The following is an 18,821-nucleotide window of genomic DNA, read 5'->3' as shown; positions in this document are numbered from 1 at the left end:
ACAAACCTATGCTTTACGAACATATCAATACCATTGAATCTCTAGGCTTAGATCTGTTTTTTGCATCGCTATTTTTGCTGATTGGCTTGGCCATTAAAGATGTTTTAAAACAAGGTAATGTTCCTGTATTTGGTCGTCGCATTGTATGGCTTGTTTTATTTTTAGGTTGCGCAGGTTTTATCGCAAAGGGCTTAATTCAAGTCAGTTGGGAAGGCACCGGTTTAGGGTAACGTGCGTTAACATCGTCGTGTTTAATTAGATTGATACCGAAACCGTCAATATTGATAAGTTCGGTAATAAATAGATAAATAGGTAAAATTTCTATGGCAAGTGTAGGACTCTTCTTTGGTAGTGACACAGGTAACACTGAAGCCGTTGCTAAAATGATTCAAAAAGAACTCGGCAAGCAACTGGTACATGTGCAAGACATTGCAAAAAGCAGCAAAGAAGATATTGATAACTTTGACCTATTACTACTCGGTATCCCGACTTGGTACTACGGTGAATCACAATGTGATTGGGACGACTTCTTCCCAGAATTAGAAGCTATCGATTTCTCAACCAAACTTGTTGCTATTTTCGGCTGTGGTGACCAAGAAGATTACGCAGAATACTTCTGTGATGCGATGGGCACTATTCGTGATATCGTAGAAGCCAAAGGAGGAACCATCATCGGTTACTGGCCAACAGAAGGTTATGAATTTGAAGCGTCAAAAGCCTTAGTCGATGACGACAACTTCATTGGCTTATGTATTGATGAAGACCGCCAGCCAGAATTGACAGAAGAACGCGTCAAAACATGGTCAAAACAAATTTATGATGAAATGTGTCTGGCAGAATTAGCCGATTAATCAAAAATTTGTGACATATGAAGATACCTCCTTAGTGAGGTATTTTGTTATCCTTAGTCTAATGCTATAGTCATTTCATATACAATTAGACAACATTTAATGAAACGCAGTGAACTTGGTCGTTTGAGTTAATCATAAGTCGAGTCATATTTACTGATGTAATTCATGTCTTCTGTAAAACGCAGAATCTCACAGGAAAGTACAATGCCAGATAACAACCAAGCTCTAAAGGAAGCAGGCCTAAAAGTCACCTTACCTCGTCTAAAGATTTTAGAGGTATTGCAACAACCAGACTGCCAACATATCAGTGCAGAGGATCTATACAAAAAACTGATCGATCTTGGTGAAGAAATTGGTCTTGCAACCGTTTACCGTGTTTTAAACCAATTCGATGATGCAGGTATCGTCACCCGTCACCACTTTGAAGGTGGAAAGTCAGTTTTTGAACTGTCAACCCAACACCATCACGACCATTTGGTTTGCCTAGATTGCGGTGAAGTGATTGAGTTTTCTGATGACCTAATTGAAGAGCGTCAGAAAGAAATTGCAGCGAAATACAACGTCAAACTAACAAACCACAGCCTGTACTTGTATGGCCGCTGTGCTGATGGTAACTGCAAAACAGACAAAAATCCGCACAAAACTCAATAATCTATTTAGATTTAGCTCCACGAGCCTAACTAAAAAAACGCACTCGATATTGAGTGCGTTTTTTTATATCTGTACCTTGCTTAACATCCATACCGACTTATTGAACCCAATAATTCATCTATGGATGCTAACAATGACTCAAGCTAACCGAGACTAATCTTGGTTGTCTATTTTAGCCCAAGTATCACGTAGACCAACCGTACGGTTAAACACTAAATGTTCTGGTGTGGAATCTTTTGAATCAAGACAGAAATAACCCGTACGTTCAAATTGGAAACCGACACCTGCTTCCGCGTTAGCAAGACTAGGCTCTACATACGCCTTCTTCACAATAAGTGAATCTGGGTTGATGGTTGCAGCAAAGTCATCCGCAGCCGCTGGGTTTGGTACAGTAAACAAGCGATCATATAGACGCACATCGGCTTCCACACCTTTAGATGCTGATACCCAATGAATCACACCTTTTACTTTACGTCCATCAGCAGGGTTTTTCCCTAATGTTTCAGGATCATAAGTACAGTAAATAGTTGTCACATTGCCATCGCTGTCTTTTTCAATGCGGTTTGCTTGAATCACATAAGCACCACGCAAACGTACTTCTTTACCTAGCACTAAACGCTTGTATTTTTTGTTTGCTTCTTCACGGAAGTCATCTGCTTCGATCCAAACTTCTTTTGTGAACGGCACTTCACGTGAGCCCATTTCTGGTTTGTTTGGATGATTAGCAATCGTTAGTGTCTCTTCCCCATCAAAGTTTTCAATCACTACTTTAACCGGATCGAGCACCGCCATCGCACGCGCTGCATTTTCATTGAGATCTTCACGAATACAGGCTTCTAAAGAGCTGAACTCAATCATGTTGTCTTGCTTTGTCACACCAATACGTGAACAAAACTCACGGATAGAATTCGGAGTAAAACCACGACGACGTAAACCAGAAATGGTAGGCATACGTGGATCATCCCAACCATTTACTAACTTTTCAGTTACCAACTGGTTCAACTTACGCTTAGACATCACTGTGTATTCAAGGTTTAAGCGGCTAAACTCATACTGATGCGGCTGACAATCAATCGTGATATTTTCCAAAACCCAATCATATAGACGGCGGTTATCTTGGAATTCAAGCGTACATAATGAATGAGTAATGCCTTCTAGCGCATCAGAAATACAATGCGTGAAGTCGTACATTGGATAAATGCACCACTTATCACCCGTTTGATGATGCTCAATAAAACGCACGCGGTAAAGGACTGGATCACGCATAACAATGAACGACGATGCCATATCAATCTTGGCACGAAGACAGGCTTTACCCTCTTCGAACTCACCATTACGCATTTTCTCAAATAATGCTAAGTTTTCTTCAACACTACGATCGCGATAAGGGCTATTTTTACCCGGCTCTTTCAGTGTGCCACGGTATTCACGAATTTCATCTGGGGACAATTCGTCAACATAAGCTAAGCCCTTTTCAATGAGCTCAACCGCATAACCATATAATGCATCAAAGTAATTAGATGAATAGCAAATATCGCCATCCCATTGGAAACCTAACCAATTCACATCAGCTTTAATCGATTCAACGTACTCGATGTCTTCTTTCGCAGGGTTAGTATCATCAAAGCGAAGGTTACACTTTCCCTGGTAATCTTGTGCCAAACCGAAGTTTAAGCAGATAGATTTCGCATGGCCAATATGCAGATAACCATTCGGTTCAGGCGGGAAACGAGTATGAATCCCAGTGTGTTTGCCATCCGCTAGATCCTTGTCAATAATTTGGCGGATAAAGTTGGATGGTCGAGCCTCAGCTTCACTCATCGATAGTACCTCAGTAAAAATAAGAGTCTTTTTATAATTAGGGCTAATGATCCACAATTCTAGTCCTTTACACAACTTAGAACTGCTATTTTCTTTATCAAATGTACAAAAAGCCGCTTGTTGGATGATTTAGCATAAAAAAAGGCTCCGCAATGGGAGCCTTTAGTATCAAATTATCGACTTAATTATGGCAATACCACATCCGATAAGTCATCTGATGCTGGGATTTCTTTCATCTCACCAGCAACGATTTCAGCCAATGGGCCAAGGATAACTTGAAGGTTATTTTCACCCAGTTTTACAACACCTTTAGCACCTAACTTTTTCAGTACCGTTTCATCAACAATTGAACGGTCTTTCAGAGTTAAACGTAGGCGAGTAATACAAGCATCAATAGTCGTTACATTCGCATGGCCACCTAACGCTTTTAGGTATTGACGTGCTACCGCACCAGAACCTTTCTGAGATTTATCAGCCGCGACTGTCTCTTCTTCTTCGCGACCCGGTGTTTTCATGTTGAAAGCACGGATTAGGAAGCTAAAGATGAAGAAGTAAGCAACACCGAAACATAGACCAATGATAAGCAAGGTAACAGGCTTAGTTGCAAGACCCCAGTTCAACACGAAGTCAATCAGACCAGCAGAGAAGCCGAAACCATGCAGTGTACCGAACATGTTAGCCACAACAAGAGACAAGCCAGTTAGTACAGCGTGTACTGCGTATAGTCCAGGAGCTAGGAACATAAACATGAACTCTAGCGGCTCTGTGATCCCCGTTAGGAATGAACAGAATGCTACAGAGAATAAAGCACCAGCAACTTGACCACGACGCTCAGCAGGCGCTGCTAAGTACATGGCTAATGCGCCACCAGGTAGACCGAACATCATGATTGGGAAGAAGCCATTCATGAATACGCCTGCAGATTTGTCACCACCGAAGTAACGGTTCAAATCACCAGTTTTGATAGTTTCTTTCACACTATCAACAACCGCTGTGATTTCAGGAGTCACTGCATTATTGAAAGTAAACGTGTGCTCTTGACCAACAACGAGTGTTTTAGCAATCGCTGGGTCAACACAAAGTTGGTGGATATTAGAGAATGCACCCGTTGCTGTCACCATCACTTCTTGACATGAACCCATGCCGAACCAGAAGTAAGAGTTAAGAACATGATGAAGGCCAACAGGAATTAGCGCACGGTTTAATGTACCGTAAATAAATTGTCCAATCGCACCAGAGGTTGAAATACCGTGAGCAAGCGCATCAAGACCATGTTGAACCATTGGCCAAACAACACCGAACACCGCACCGGCAACTAGCGCAACAAGACCAGCCATGATTGGCACTAAACGACGACCAGAGAAGAAAGCCAACCATTCAGGCAAACGAGTCGCATGGAAAGCGTTATAACAGTGACCCGCAATGATACCTGCGAAGATACCGCCGAAGAATGACATATTCACATCAGCATTAATTTGTTGCGCCGTTGCAGTCAGAACAAAGTACGCTACCGCACCCGCAAGACCTGCCGCACCCGCACCATCTTTCGACAGACCGATTGCAATACCTAAACCAAACAATAACGGTAATTGACTAAAAATCGCATTACCAGCCGACGCCATAAAGGCGATATCTAACAGGTCAGGTTGACCCAAACGTAATAAAAGCGCCGCAACAGGTAATGTCGCGATAGGTAGCATTAACGCTTTACCTAGTCTTTGCGCGTATCCAAGTATATTCACCGTAATTCCCCCCTATAGGATTTGGTAAAAGCACACAACTTATTTTTCTGAAAAAATTTAGTACAACGACAGTCTATGTAATTAATTTTAGTCCGCAAATTAAAAGCCTGTTATTTGTGATCTTTATCAAGAGTTATTTGCATGTTTGCGCAATTCTTGTGAACGATTTATCTTATTTATACTAGATAGTTTTCAAAACTTATTTTATCATGCAAAATAATGAAATGACTATTTTGTTCCTTAATTAAGTTTATGCTCTGTAGAGGTGTACTGTGAGACTCATTCCACTAGAAAACGCAAATGAAGTTGGCTTATGGTCAGCTCGTCACATTATTAATAAAATCAACAAGTTCAAACCAACAGAAGACCGTCCTTTTGTTCTTGGATTGCCGACTGGCGGAACACCTCTGAACACCTATAAGCAGTTAATTAAGCTACATAAAGAAGGTGAAGTTAGCTTCAAGCATGTTGTTACTTTCAACATGGATGAATACGTTGGCTTAGCGGCCGATCACCCTGAATCATATCGTTCATTTATGTACGAGAACTTCTTCAATCACGTTGATATTCAAGAGAAAAACATTAACTTACTCAATGGTAATACTGATGACCATGAAGCTGAGTGCAAACGTTATGAAGATAAAATCAAATCATACGGCCGCATTAACTTATTCATGGGTGGTGTGGGCAATGATGGACATATTGCTTTCAATGAACCAGCTTCCTCATTATCATCACGCACTCGTATTAAAACATTGACGGAAGACACCAGAATTGCAAATTCACGTTTCTTTGGTGGTGATATTAATCAAGTTCCAAAATACTCTTTAACTATCGGTGTAGGCACATTGCTGGATTCCGAAGAAGTGATGATTTTGATCACTGGCCACAACAAAGCGCTGGCACTTCAAGCGGCGGTTGAAGGTTCAGTAAATCATTTATGGACGGTATCAGCTCTCCAACTTCACGCTAAATCTGTCATTGTCTGTGATGAACCGTCAACTCAAGAACTTAAAGTAAAAACCGTTAAATACTTTAAAGAGCTTGAAGCTGAAAACATTAAGAATCTGAAATAAGGTACGACGCATATGTATGCTCTGATTAATGCAAAAATCTATACCGGTCATGACGTACTTACAGGGCACGCGGTTGTTGTTGATAATGACCAAATTCAATCAGTTGTTTTGCAAGAAGAACTGAGCCCCGAGATTGAAAAAATTGATCTTCAAGGGGCTAACTTAAGCCCTGGCTTTATTGACTTACAACTCAACGGCTGTGGTGGTGTCATGCTTAATGACGACATTACCGCAGAGGCTATGCAAATTATGCATAACGCCAACTTAAAGTCGGGTTGTACCAGTTTCTTACCGACCTTAATCACGTCTTCAAACGAAGATATGCAACATGCGATTGCTGCCGCTCGTGACTACCACCAGCGCTATCAAAATCAATCGCTTGGTTTGCACCTAGAAGGTCCTTATCTGAACGTTTTGAAGAAAGGTATTCATCGTCCTGATTTTATTCGTAAATCTGACGATGAAATGATCCAAACCATTTGCGATAACCATGATGTTATTGCTAAAGTGACGCTGGCTCCTGAACAAAACTCACCGTCACACATTCGACACTTGCGCGATGCGGGTATTGTGGTTTCAATTGGACACACTAATGCCACGTACAAAGAAGCTCGCGAAAGCTTTGCAAATGGAATCACATTTGCCACTCACCTTTTTAACGCGATGACACCTATGGTTGGTCGTGAACCAGGTGTTGTTGGTGCAATTTATGACACACCAGAAGTTTATGCTGGCATCATCGCTGATGGTTTCCATGTAGACTATGCAAACATCCGAATTGCACACAAAGTAAAAGGCGATAAGTTAGTATTAGTGACGGATGCCACAGCTCCAGCAGGCGCTGACATGGATCACTTTATTTTTGTTGGTAAGAAAGTATATTACCGAGATGGAAAGTGTGTAGATGAAAATGGCACACTTGGTGGTTCAGCTTTAACCATGATTGAAGCAGTACAAAATACAGTTGAACATGTAGGAATCGCTTTAGACGAAGCACTTCGTATGGCTACTCTTTACCCGGCTCGAGCAATTGGAGTGGATAATAAACTTGGCCAGATCAAACCAGGAACGGTAGCAAACCTGACCGTGTTTGATCGTGACTTCAAAGTCAAAGCGACGGTTGTTAACGGACAATACGAGCAGACATAGAATGAATGGCGGACAAATTGGTAATGTAGACTTAGTTAAACAGCTTAATAGTGCGGCTGTATATCGATTAATAGACCAACAAGGCCCTATTTCTCGAATACAAGTTGCCGATGTCAGCCAATTAGCTCCCGCCAGTGTCACAAAAATTACGCGTCAACTTTTAGAACGCGGGTTAATCAAAGAAGTTGCGCAGCAAGCCTCTACGGGAGGACGACGCGCAATTTCTTTAACTACAGAAACCGCACCATTCCACTCAATCGCTATTCGTCTTGGCCGTGACTATATTCAGCTCAGTATCTATGACTTAAGTGGTTTTGAACTCGCCAAGCAACACTCTCCGTTCAAATACGATAAACAACAAGATTTGCTTGATGGCCTGGTTTTACACACCCAAGCCTTTATTCGTCAGAACACTGATATCCTTGATCAATTAATCGCCATTGGCGTTACCCTGCCCGGCTTAGTTAACCCTGAAACCGGCGTGGTGGAATACATGCCGAATACTGAAATTGATAACCTTTCTTTAGGGAAATTATTAAGTGACACTTTCGAGGTAGAAACATTTGTTGGCAACGATATCAGAGGTCTAGCATTAGCAGAACATTATTTTGGTGCCAGTAAAGATAGCCAGGATTCCATTTTAGTCAGTGTTTATCGCGGTACTGGTGCGGGTATTATTGTGAACGGGCAAGTTTTTCTTGGTTCTAACCGTAACGTTGGTGAAATTGGTCATATTCAAATAGAACCGCTTGGTGATCGCTGCCAATGTGGTAATTTCGGGTGTTTAGAGACGATTGCATCTAACCCCGCTATTATTGCACATGTTGAGTCACGTTTAGAGCAAGGCTATCCGTCAAGTTTGGCTAAGTTAGACACATTAACTATGGCTAACATTTGCGACCATGCCAACCAAGGTGATGAACTTGCCGTACAGGCACTTACCCGTGTTGGTCACTACCTTGGTAAAGCAATTGCCATGACAGTCAACTTATTCAACCCGCAAAAAATCATTATTGCAGGGGAATTAGTGAAATCAAAAGACATCATTTTCCAAGCAATTCAACGTAATATTGAAAATCACTCACTGACCACATTCCATAAGAACTTACCTATTGTTGAGTCTCAACTATACTTGCAACCGACTATCGGTGCGTTTGCCATGATAAAACGTGCAATGCTCAATGGGGTTTTGCTGCAGAAACTACTGGAAGAATAGAAAGGAATTTAACACTTCGGCTCCAATTGAAATAAGTATATAATTTATACGGGTATATCCTCCGATATGCCCGTTTTTGTTTTTAGGAATATAGATTTAATGGATATTTTGTTTATTATTGCGGCCTTTCTGTCCGGATTTATCGCTCTCAACCTGAAACTTCCACCTTTAGTCGGTTTTCTTGTCGCAGGTTTTGGTCTGCAATACGCTGGCTTTCAAACCACAGAATTGATCTCAGGATTATCGGATGTAGGCGTTATCTTACTGCTGTTTAGTATTGGTCTGAAACTCGATATAAAAACGTTAATGGCGAAAGAAATTTGGGCCAGTGCTACGTTGCATAATATTCTCTCCACACTCTTTTTTGCATTAGCACTACTTGCGTTTAAATTTCTTGGCATCACTCTATTTGCCAACATTGATCATTCTCAGTTATTACTGTTGGCCTTTGTTTTATCCTTCTCAAGCACGGTTTTTGCCATCAAGAGCCTGGAAGAAAAAGGCAACATGAACTCGACTTTTGCCATGATTTCGATTGGCATTCTGGTCATGCAAGATATTTTCGCAGTGTTATTTCTCACCATTTCAACAGGAAAAATCCCAGAATGGTATGCGATAGCATTATTCGCACTGCCTTTTATCCGCCCCCTCTTCTATAAAGTATTAGATAAATGTGGACATGGCGAAATGCTGGTGTCATACGGGTTTTTCATGGCGCTCGTCGTGGGTGCGGGTATCTTTAAGCTGGTTGGGATGAAGGCAGATTTAGGTGCATTGGTCGTTGGTATGCTACTAGCGGGTCACTACAAAGCGTCTGAGTTATCTAAGTCACTGTTTAATATCAAAGAGCTATTCTTAGTCTGCTTCTTCCTCAGCATTGGTTTATCTAACACCCCAACGGTTGACGGTTTCATTTTAGCGTTGTTGTTAATGCTGCTGCTTCCGATTAAAGGTGTATTGTACTTTATCGTCATTAACCTATTTAAATTCCGTGTGCGAACGTCTTTGCTGGCTTCACTCACCTTGTTGAACTACAGCGAGTTTGGCCTAATTGTATCTGGCATCGCTTTTAAAATGGGCTGGTTACCTGGTGAAATGATGGTAGCGATTGCCATCGCAGTCTCATTGTCATTTATTATTGCCGCACCGATAAACAACATGAGCAATAAAATTTACCGCTATACGTCGAATTGGTTACGTGAACAAGCAGATGAACAACTGCATTTAAAAGATAAGCGCATCAACCCAGGAAACGCTCAAGTCTTAATTTTAGGCATGGGACGAATTGGTACGGGGGCTTATGACGAAATACGTACCCGCTACGGCAAAATCAGTCTAGGTATTGAAACTCGCGCCGATGTCGTTGGCACTCATAGAAGCAGTGGACGTAATGTGATTCACGGTGATGCGACCGACTCAGATTTTTGGGAGCGTATATTAGATATCGCCAACGTTAAATTAGTGCTTTTGGCCATGCCGCACCATAAGGGTAATCAGTTCGCCTTAGAGCAATTAAGAGCGCGAGATTACCAAGGTCAAATCGCTGCGATTGCAGAGTATCCAGACCAAGTAACAGAGATGATCGAATCGGGTGTCGACGCTGCTTTTAATATTTACAACGAAGCCGGTGCTGGTTTTGCTCGCCACGTCTGTGACAAATTAAATCCACAATTTAAAGTGATGCAAATAGGTGACTGGGATAAATCCAAGGATCTGACTGAATCCTAGCTAGCCCTTTCTTTTTTGCGTAATAGAGGACTCTATATTTCTTAATAGACAATTTGTTACGCTAAAGAAAATGAAAATCGAGCAAAAAACAGCTCAAACAATAAAAAATTCATCAAAAACCACATTTTGGTGAATTATTTTTAATCGTTATGAGCTTTTGTCATTTTTTTAATAATGAACGGTTGCTTTTTTTATTGATAATGGCAAATTGAACCTAACAGATAAAAACGAAAACGGATTTTTTAAGGATAAGAGTATGTGTTCAATTTTTGGTATTTTAGACATTAAATCAGATCCGGCGCCACTTCGCCCTCTCGCATTAGAAATGTCAAAAAAACTTCGTCACCGTGGTCCTGACTGGTCAGGTATTTATGCTTCTGATAATGCAATTCTTGCTCATGAGCGCTTGTCCATCGTTGGCTTAAATAGTGGTGCACAACCGCTATACAGCGAAGACAAAAAACACATCCTCGCAGTGAATGGTGAAATTTATAACCATAAAGAAATCCGTGCTCGCTATGCTGACAAATTCAACTTCCAAACCGATTCTGACTGTGAAGTTATCCTTGCCCTTTACCAAGAGCTTGGTGAAGATTTGCTTGAAGAGTTAAACGGTATTTTTGCTTTCGTTCTTTATGATGAAGAAAAAGACAAATACCTAGTTGGTCGTGACCATATTGGTATTATCCCGCTATACCAAGGTTATGATGAGCATGGTAACTATTACGTCGCGTCAGAAATGAAAGCCTTGGTGCCGGTTTGTAAAACGATCAGTGAATTCCCTCCTGGTTGCTACTACGGTTCCGATGATGCAGAACCGGTTCGCTACTACCAACGTGATTGGATGGAATATGCTGCTGTTCAAGGTAACAGCACTAGCAAAGAAGACTTAACTCAAGCCTTAGAAGACGCAGTAAAACGCCAGTTAATGACAGACGTACCTTATGGCGTATTACTTTCTGGCGGACTAGATTCTTCGATTACTTCAGCAGTAGCCAAACGCTTTGCTGCGATGCGCATTGAAGATGACGAGCAATCTCAAGCATGGTGGCCTCAGTTACACTCATTTGCCATTGGCCTTGAAGGTGCGCCAGATCTAAAAGCGGCACGTGAAGTGGCTGATAAATTAGGTACTGTACACCACGAAATGACTTACACTGTTCAAGAAGGTCTTGATGCGATTCGTGATGTCATTTATCACATTGAAACTTACGATGTGACCACGATTCGAGCTTCCACTCCAATGTTCTTGATGGCTCGTAAAATCAAAGCGATGGGCATCAAAATGGTACTTTCAGGTGAAGGTGCTGATGAAATCTTTGGCGGCTACTTGTACTTCCATAAAGCACCAAACGCGAAAGAATTCCATGAAGAGACGGTTCGTAAACTCCTTGCACTGAACATGTTTGACTGTGCTCGTGCTAACAAGTCTCTTGCCGCGTGGGGCGTAGAAGGTCGTGTTCCGTTCTTGGACAAAGAATTTATCGATGTCGCGATGCGCCTAAACCCACAAGATAAAATGTGTGGTAACGGCAAAATTGAGAAACACATTTTACGTGAATGTTTTGAACATTACTTGCCAGAGTCCATTGCATGGCGTCAAAAAGAACAGTTTTCTGACGGTGTAGGCTATAACTGGATCGATTCACTTAAAGCGCAAGCTGAAGAGAAAGTGACTGACCAGCAATTAGAAACCGCGGCATTTAAATTCCCATACAACACGCCGACAACAAAAGAAGGCTATGTTTACCGTGAGATTTTTGCTGAACTGTTCCCACTAGAATCCGCCGCTCAATGTGTTCCAGGTGGGCCATCAGTAGCTTGTTCCTCTGCTAAAGCGATTGAATGGGACGAATCATTTAAGAACAATGCCGATCCTTCAGGTCGTGCAGTCAAAGCGGTCCATAACGCGGCTTACTAAGTTTAGCTTTCCACTAAGCTGACACTATAAACCAAAAGTACAAAGCCTATTCAATATGAATAGGCTTTGTTGTATTAGCTGGTTTCGAAAACGGCTTACTTGGCTACCAATCTACTTGGGTATTATCCACTTTGATCTTCACTTGCTTATTGATAAGAGTGATCAGAAGTATTGAGCGTTTTTCACCATCTGACTCATGATAAACGGCATCAAAACCGGCAAATTGTCCTGACGTAATTTGTACGGTCTGACCCTGCTTAGGTAATGTGGTGCCTTCTTCATCCGGTTTGAAATTTTGTAAGCGCTCAATCACACCTTTAGGGACTTTATAAGGCAAACCACCAAAACGTACAAAATCCATAACACCACGAGTAGAGCGGATGGTGGTGAATGTTGGACCATTATCGTGGTCTAACGCCACAAACATATAAGAAGGGAAAAGTGGCTCAACAACTCTTTGCCGTTTACCTCGTAAAATTTTTTCAATTTCAATCTCAGGGTAATAACATTCTACCTGTTGGTTTTCCAGATGCTGTTTCGCTCTCTTCTGCTCACCTCGTTTGCAATACAGTAAATACCAACTCTTCATCTTTTTCTACCCTAAAAAATTTCATCTATCCTAACAGGATGCTTTCATGATTCACACTAGCTGTAGCCTAATTAAGGACTCCAAATTGTATACAAAAAAACCTATCAGTGCCTAACCATATCAACAAAGTGCAAAAAACAACCAGATAGTAAGAAAATGTAAAAAAGAATGTGCTCAGATCATTGTAGTTTCCATTTATGAGCTGTATATATATTGCCAGCATTAGATTCTGTGATCTCTATCATTATAAAAACTTATGCATAATGCAAAGAGACCATACAACAATAAAAAGCTATTTATATAACACAAACAAAACATTATATGGTTCAACTAAGGAATATTCCTTAATACAAACCAGCACTTAAATGGAAAATCACATGACAACACAACAAGTCACCGTATCAAAGACTAAGTCATTTATGACCGTTTCTTTGATTGAGTTATGGGAACGATTTGGCTACTACGGTATGCAAGCACTGATCGTTTACTTCATGATTCAACGCCTAGGTTTTGAAGATTCTCGCGCTAACTTAGTTTGGGGTGCTTGTGCTGCACTGATCTATGTGTCACCCGCTATTGGTGGTTGGATTGGTGATAAAGTTTTAGGTACCAAACGTACCATGGTAATGGGTGCTTTCATCCTCTCCGTTGGTTACGCACTAATGACGCTGCCGTCTGAAAATACTTGGGTATTATTCACCGCTCTAGGCGTTATTGTTGTCGGTAATGGTATGTTTAAGCCAAATGCAGGCAACTTGGTTCGTAAAATTTACGAAGGCGATGATTCTAAAATCGACAGCGCTTTTACCATTTACTACATGGCTGTAAACGTGGGCTCAACCATCTCTATGCTATTGACTCCATGGGTAAAAGATTATGTGAATGAACAATACCAAAACCAATTTGGTTGGCACGCCGCTTTCGCTGTATGTTGTGTTGGTCTACTGGTTGGTCTTGCAAACTACTTTGTTATGCGCAATACACTAAAAGATTATGGTTCAGAACCCGATACTCGCCCAGTTGATACCGGTAAACTTACCTTAGTATTGATCGGCTCAGTGATTGCAGTTGGGGTTTCAGCTCTTATTCTTGAATACCAAGAACTTGCTCGTATCTTCGTTTATGTTGCTGGTATCGTTGTTTTAGGTATCTTTGCTTATTTAATCCGCAACAGTGAACAGCACGAGCGTGCCGGCCTTATCGCTGCCTTAGTATTGATTATTCAAACTGTATTCTTCTTTATTTTCTATCAACAAATGTCGACCTCTTTGGCATTGTTTGCCCTTCGTAACGTTGACTTAAACTTCACCGTTTTCGGTACACACCTATTGACTTGGTCTCCAGCTCAATTCCAGGCATTAAACCCAATTTGGATCATGCTGCTTAGCCCTGTTCTTGCATTAATTTATTCAAAAGCTGGCTCTAAAAATAAAGACCTTTCCATTGCCGCTAAATTCGCACTTGGTTTTGCAGTTGTCGCGATTGGTTTCTTTGTTTACGGGTTCGCAGGTAACTTTGCGGTCAATGGTAAAACGACCTCTTGGGTCATGATTGCTGGCTATGGTGCATACTCACTTGGTGAACTACTAGTAAGTGGTCTAGGCTTAGCGATGATCGCACGTTACGCACCTGAGCGTATGGGTGGTTTCATGATGGGTGCTTACTTTGTGGCATCAGGTATATCTCAATACCTAGGTGGTGTGGTTGCAAACTTTGCCAGTATTCCAAAAGGTATGACCGACCCACTAGAAACACTTCCGATCTATACCAGCCTATTTAACAAACTAGGGATGGCTGCGGTGGTTTGTACCTTCATTGCACTAGCGGTATTGCCTCTCATGCGCCGTTTAGATAAGCAACATCAAGGTATCAAATAAACGCTAAAAGCTCTTTAGCGATAGACAAAACCAATAAAAATACCGCGCTTTAATTAAGCGCGGTATTTTTTATGAGAAAGAATTAAGCTGGGAATTATTCAGTCAGTGTTGTTGATTGCCCTAGGACTAAGGAAGCTATCATCTCAACATGCTTATCCGAATCATTTAAGCACTCAATATAGCGATATTCTTGCCCACCAGCTTGCTGGTAAGTTTCTTTTCCTTCTATAGCAATTTCTTCTAGTGTCTCTATACAATCACATGAGAAAGCGGGTGAAATCACATCCAACTTTGCATAGCGTTTAGCCGCCAATTTTTCTAATGTCTCATTAGTATACGGTTTGAGCCATTCTTCTTTACCAAAGCGCGATTGATAGCTCATTCCAATTTTTTCTGACTCTAAGCCTAATTCTTGCGCTAATAATTGCGTGGTCATTTCACAATGTTGCGGATAGACATCACCTTGATCCGCGAGACGTTGCGGAATGCCATGGTAAGAACAGAGTAAATAATCGCCTTGACCATGCTGCTGCCAATAGTCTTTCACCTTCTCAGCCAAAGCTTTGATATACAAAGGATGGGCATGATAGTCACGAATGAGATGATAACTCGGCAGTGCAACCCGCTTTTGCAAGCTTCGCGATAACGCATCCGAAACCGCTGCAGTCGTGGTACTAGAGTACTGGGGATACAGAGGCAAAACGGTAATATCATCACAGCCTTGCTCAATCAATTGTTCTAAACCACTGTCAATGCTTGGGCGACCATAAGTCATACCAAGTGCAACGGGTATATTTAGTTGAGCTTGTAATTTCATGACCTGACGGCGTGAGTAAACCATCAGAGGTGAGCCTTCATCCATCCAGACTTGTTGATAGACCTTGGCTACTTTCGGAGAACGTAATGGCAAAATAATACCGTTAAGTAATGGCCACCATACAATGCGAGGGATACTCACAACACGTTTATCACTTAAAAAAGGTTTGAGAAAATCCTTCACACCTTGTGCGGTTGCACTTTCTGGCGTACCAAGGTTAACTAGAAGAACCCCTTTTTTGGTTGCTGTGGCTGTATTCATCCCTACTCCTTATTCATGGATATCGGTAACTTTGCCGCTGATTTACCGCTAAAAAATCGATAAAAAAAGCGACACTGAGGTCGCTTAATATATCAAATAATTTACATCATCATCGAGTGTTTTACCTATCAAATCAATAGCTAAAATACGTTAACGATTCAATTATTTTGCTAGTGCTTTCTCGATGTCAGCACTGACTTCTGAAACTGGTTTCGTACCATCAAATTTCAAATAAGTGGTGTTACCCGCTTCCGCTTCTTTAGTGTAGTAAGCGATTAATGGTGCAGTTTGCTCGTGGTAAACGCCTAGACGCGCACGAACGGTTTCTTCTTTATCGTCATCACGAACAACCAGATCTTCACCTGTTACGTCGTCTTTACCTTCCACTTTAGGTGGGTTATAAACCACGTGGTACGTACGTCCAGATGCAAGGTGAGCACGACGACCTGCCATGCGCTCAACGATAACACTGTCCGCCACATCAAATTCAATCACGTAATCAACGTCCACACCTAAAGCTTTTAAACCGTCAGCTTGAGGAATGGTGCGAGGGAAACCGTCAAGTAAGAAGCCTTTTTCACAATCATCTTGTGCAATGCGTTCTTTTATTAAACCAAGAATGATGTCGTCAGACACTAACTGACCTGCATCGATAACGGCTTTCGCTTGTTTGCCCATCTCAGTGCCTGCTTTGATAGCAGCGCGTAACATATCACCGGTTGAGATTTGTGGAATACCAAACTTTTCCATGATGAATTGAGCTTGAGTACCTTTACCTGCACCCGGGGCACCTAAAAGAATGATGCGCATGATTATTCCTCTTTTTTGATATTTTTATACCGAAGCTCACTGTAACGCAAAGCCACGGTAAGTTTCGGTATAAGGATTACGTCAGTATATCTTTGTTATAAAAAAGATTAACGACAAATTTGAAAACTTAGGCCGGAATTTTACCATAAACTCCGGCCTAATTTCATTTTACTTAGTGAGAAGTGCGTTGATTGCACCGACAAAGTGACTTGGATCTTCCATTGCACCACGTTCGGCGAGCATAGCTTGACCAAGAAGCACCTCAACCCAACGGCCAAAGGCTTCTTCATCTGATTCATCTGCCATGCGCTTAACAAGGGCATGATTTGGGTTAATTTCAAAAATGTACTTCACTTCCGGTACATCTTGACCCGCTGCCGCAAGAAGTCTTGCCATTTGAGTACCGATTTCATAATCATCGGTCACCACGACAGCTGGTGTATTCGCTAATTTAAAGGTAGTGCGAACCTCTTTCACGCGATCACCTAAATAGGTTTTTGTGCGCTCAACGACCGACTTAAATTGCTCTTCCGTTTCTTTTTGCTGCTCTTTTTCCGCTTCATCTTCGAATTTAGATAAATCTAAGCCCGCCTTAGTGATCGATTGGAATTGCTTACCATCGAACTCTGTCAGATAGTTCATTAACCATTCGTCGATACGGTCATACATCAAGACAACTTCTAGCCCTTTCGACTTAAACTGCTCTAAATGCGGGCTATTTTTCGCCGCGGCATAGCTATCAGCCGTTAGGTAATAGATCTTATCTTGACCTTCTTTCATGCGTTCAACATAAGAGGCTAACGATACTGTTTGCTCTGATTGATCAACATGGGTAGAAGCAAAACGCATGAGTCCTGCAATCTTTTCTTTGTTAGAGAAATCTTCTGCTGGGCCTTCTTTAAGTACCAAGCCAAACTCTTTCCAGAATGCTTGGTATTTTTCTTCATCACGGTTAGATAGTTTCTCAAGCATACCCAAAACACGCTTAGTACAAGCATTGCGAAGCGATTGAGTGATCTTGTTATCTTGAAGAATTTCTCGTGATACGTTCAGTGGTAGATCATTAGAATCAATCAAACCTTTTACAAAGCGTAGGTAAGAAGGCATGAATTGTTCTGCATCATCCATAATGAACACACGTTGAACATACAACTTCAAGCCTGCTTGATGGTCACGATTCATCATATCCCATGGGGCTTTTGATGGAATATACAACAAGCTCGTGTAATCATTTTTACCTTCAACCTTGTTGTGACTCCAAGTTAATGGATCGGCAAAATCGTGAGAAACATGTTTATAGAACTCGATGTATTCTTCATCCGTCACGTCAGATTTTGCGCGGGTCCATAATGCTTGAGCTTTGTTTACTTGCTCCCAAGCGGCTTCTTTTTTGGTGACTTTTGTGCCGTCTTCATTTTCTTCACCTGTTTCTACCTCTTTTTCTACCCAAATAGAAACAGGAATGCCGATGTGTTCAGAATATTTACCAATTACATCTCGTAGACGGTATTCCGATAAGAACTCTTTACCTTCATCACGCATATGTAAAATGATGTCGGTACCACGTGTTTCTTTAGTGATATCTTCAATGGTGTAATCGCCTTCACCTGCCGAATGCCATTGAACCGCTTGGTCAGCCGGTAAGCCAGCCGCACGCGTACGTACAGTCACTGCATCAGCAACGATAAACGCTGAATAAAAACCTACACCGAATTGGCCAATAAGTTGCGAGTCTTTGCTTTGATCTTCGCTTAACTTTGAGAAAAACTCAGCAGTGCCCGACTTAGCAATAGTCCCTAAGTGCTCGATTACATCATCACGAGACATACCGATACCATTATCTGAAATGGTTAATGTATTGGTTTCGGTATTGAAAGAAAGTTTCACGCCAAGATCAGCATCACCTTGATACAAATCTGGGTTAGATAAGGCTTGGAAACGCAATTTATCGGCGGCATCCGACGCATTTGAAATTAGCTCACGTAAAAATATTTCTTTATTGGAATATAAAGAGTGAATCATTAAGTGCAGCAACTGCTTTACTTCTGATTGAAATCCACGTGTTTCTTTATTGTTTGTCATTGTATCGCTCATGAGAACTCCACTTTGTGTTGTCCGTAATGGGGTTTATCAAAATCGTATCTCTCAAATTTGGGCGAATGAATATAAATTCAAGGTAAAAAATCATCAAAACCGTGTTTTTCTTATCAATTTTGATTATGATGAACGGGAAAAACATCATAAAATCTAAATTCCGTTGGTTTTTTAACCTGCCGGAAGCATAACCTCACTCTTTTTGCTACTGAGAAAAC

General features: G+C 41.4%; 15 protein-coding genes. 9 read left to right on the top strand and 6 right to left on the bottom strand.

The window, feature by feature from the left end:
- The first annotated feature begins 8 nt into the window (after positions 1-8).
- The 3 genes from Vgang_RS04090 (at position 9) to fcrX (ending at position 1,502) form a co-directional block, all read left to right on the top strand.
- Positions 9-230, top strand: coding sequence for a DUF2788 domain-containing protein (locus Vgang_RS04090; RefSeq protein WP_105902472.1), 222 nt, complete (start codon positions 9-11; stop codon positions 228-230).
- A gap of 93 nt (positions 231-323) precedes the next feature.
- On the top strand, positions 324-851 hold the full coding sequence (fldA, locus tag Vgang_RS04085) for a flavodoxin FldA (protein ID WP_105902473.1): 528 nt from the start codon (positions 324-326) through the stop codon (positions 849-851).
- A gap of 204 nt (positions 852-1,055) precedes the next feature.
- The gene (gene fcrX / locus Vgang_RS04080; RefSeq protein WP_105902474.1) at positions 1,056-1,502 is read left to right on the top strand and encodes a ferric iron uptake transcriptional regulator FcrX; all 447 of its coding nucleotides are present in this window, start codon (positions 1,056-1,058) and stop codon (positions 1,500-1,502) included.
- Between the two features lie 153 nt (positions 1,503-1,655).
- Here the strand turns inward: fcrX and glnS are convergent, their stop codons facing one another.
- Positions 1,656-3,323 (bottom strand): glutamine--tRNA ligase, encoded by a 1,668-nt coding sequence (gene glnS, locus Vgang_RS04075; RefSeq protein ID WP_105902475.1) that lies wholly within the window; start codon positions 3,321-3,323, stop codon positions 1,656-1,658.
- A gap of 185 nt (positions 3,324-3,508) precedes the next feature.
- Positions 3,509-5,065: an N-acetylglucosamine-specific PTS transporter subunit IIBC gene (gene nagE / locus Vgang_RS04070; RefSeq protein WP_105902476.1), complete on the bottom strand. Its 1,557-nt coding sequence runs from the start codon at positions 5,063-5,065 to the stop codon at positions 3,509-3,511.
- 272 nt (positions 5,066-5,337) lie between these two features.
- Between nagE and nagB the strand changes: the two genes are divergently transcribed.
- From nagB to asnB, 5 genes are all read left to right on the top strand, one after another.
- Positions 5,338-6,141, top strand: coding sequence for a glucosamine-6-phosphate deaminase (gene nagB / locus Vgang_RS04065; protein ID WP_105902477.1), 804 nt, complete (start codon positions 5,338-5,340; stop codon positions 6,139-6,141).
- A gap of 12 nt (positions 6,142-6,153) precedes the next feature.
- The gene (gene nagA, locus Vgang_RS04060) at positions 6,154-7,290 is read left to right on the top strand and encodes an N-acetylglucosamine-6-phosphate deacetylase (RefSeq protein ID WP_105902478.1); all 1,137 of its coding nucleotides are present in this window, start codon (positions 6,154-6,156) and stop codon (positions 7,288-7,290) included.
- A gap of 1 nt (position 7,291) precedes the next feature.
- Entirely contained in the window at positions 7,292-8,506 is a 1,215-nt protein-coding gene (gene nagC / locus Vgang_RS04055; RefSeq protein WP_105902479.1) for a DNA-binding transcriptional regulator NagC, read from the top strand.
- 99 nt (positions 8,507-8,605) lie between these two features.
- Entirely contained in the window at positions 8,606-10,234 is a 1,629-nt protein-coding gene (locus Vgang_RS04050; protein ID WP_105902480.1) for a cation:proton antiporter family protein, read from the top strand.
- 256 nt (positions 10,235-10,490) lie between these two features.
- Positions 10,491-12,155, top strand: coding sequence for an asparagine synthase B (gene asnB, locus Vgang_RS04045; protein WP_105902481.1), 1,665 nt, complete (start codon positions 10,491-10,493; stop codon positions 12,153-12,155).
- A gap of 103 nt (positions 12,156-12,258) precedes the next feature.
- Here asnB and rfaH read toward each other — a convergent pair whose 3' ends face one another.
- Entirely contained in the window at positions 12,259-12,744 is a 486-nt protein-coding gene (gene rfaH / locus Vgang_RS04040; protein ID WP_105902482.1) for a transcription/translation regulatory transformer protein RfaH, read from the bottom strand.
- 377 nt (positions 12,745-13,121) lie between these two features.
- On the opposite strand from rfaH, the gene Vgang_RS04035 reads away from it, so the two are divergent.
- Positions 13,122-14,621 carry a peptide MFS transporter gene (locus Vgang_RS04035; RefSeq protein ID WP_105902483.1) on the top strand — a complete coding sequence of 500 codons (1,500 nt, stop codon included), beginning with the start codon at positions 13,122-13,124 and terminating at the stop codon, positions 14,619-14,621.
- A 94-nt stretch (positions 14,622-14,715) separates the two neighbouring features.
- On the opposite strand, the gene hemH is transcribed toward Vgang_RS04035, so the two are convergent.
- The 3 genes from hemH to htpG all read right to left on the bottom strand — a co-directional run bounded on the left by hemH (position 14,716) and on the right by htpG (position 18,603).
- Positions 14,716-15,699 (bottom strand): ferrochelatase, encoded by a 984-nt coding sequence (gene hemH / locus Vgang_RS04030; protein WP_105902484.1) that lies wholly within the window; start codon positions 15,697-15,699, stop codon positions 14,716-14,718.
- Positions 15,700-15,861: 162 nt separating this feature from the next.
- Entirely contained in the window at positions 15,862-16,509 is a 648-nt protein-coding gene (gene adk, locus Vgang_RS04025) for an adenylate kinase (RefSeq protein ID WP_105902485.1), read from the bottom strand.
- A gap of 168 nt (positions 16,510-16,677) precedes the next feature.
- Positions 16,678-18,603, bottom strand: coding sequence for a molecular chaperone HtpG (htpG, locus tag Vgang_RS04020; RefSeq protein WP_105902486.1), 1,926 nt, complete (start codon positions 18,601-18,603; stop codon positions 16,678-16,680).
- Positions 18,604-18,821 lie beyond the last annotated feature (218 nt).

Source organism: Vibrio gangliei (genome assembly GCF_026001925.1).
Classification (GTDB): domain Bacteria; phylum Pseudomonadota; class Gammaproteobacteria; order Enterobacterales; family Vibrionaceae; genus Vibrio; species Vibrio gangliei.
This window is presented reverse-complemented; position numbering and strand designations above follow the sequence as displayed.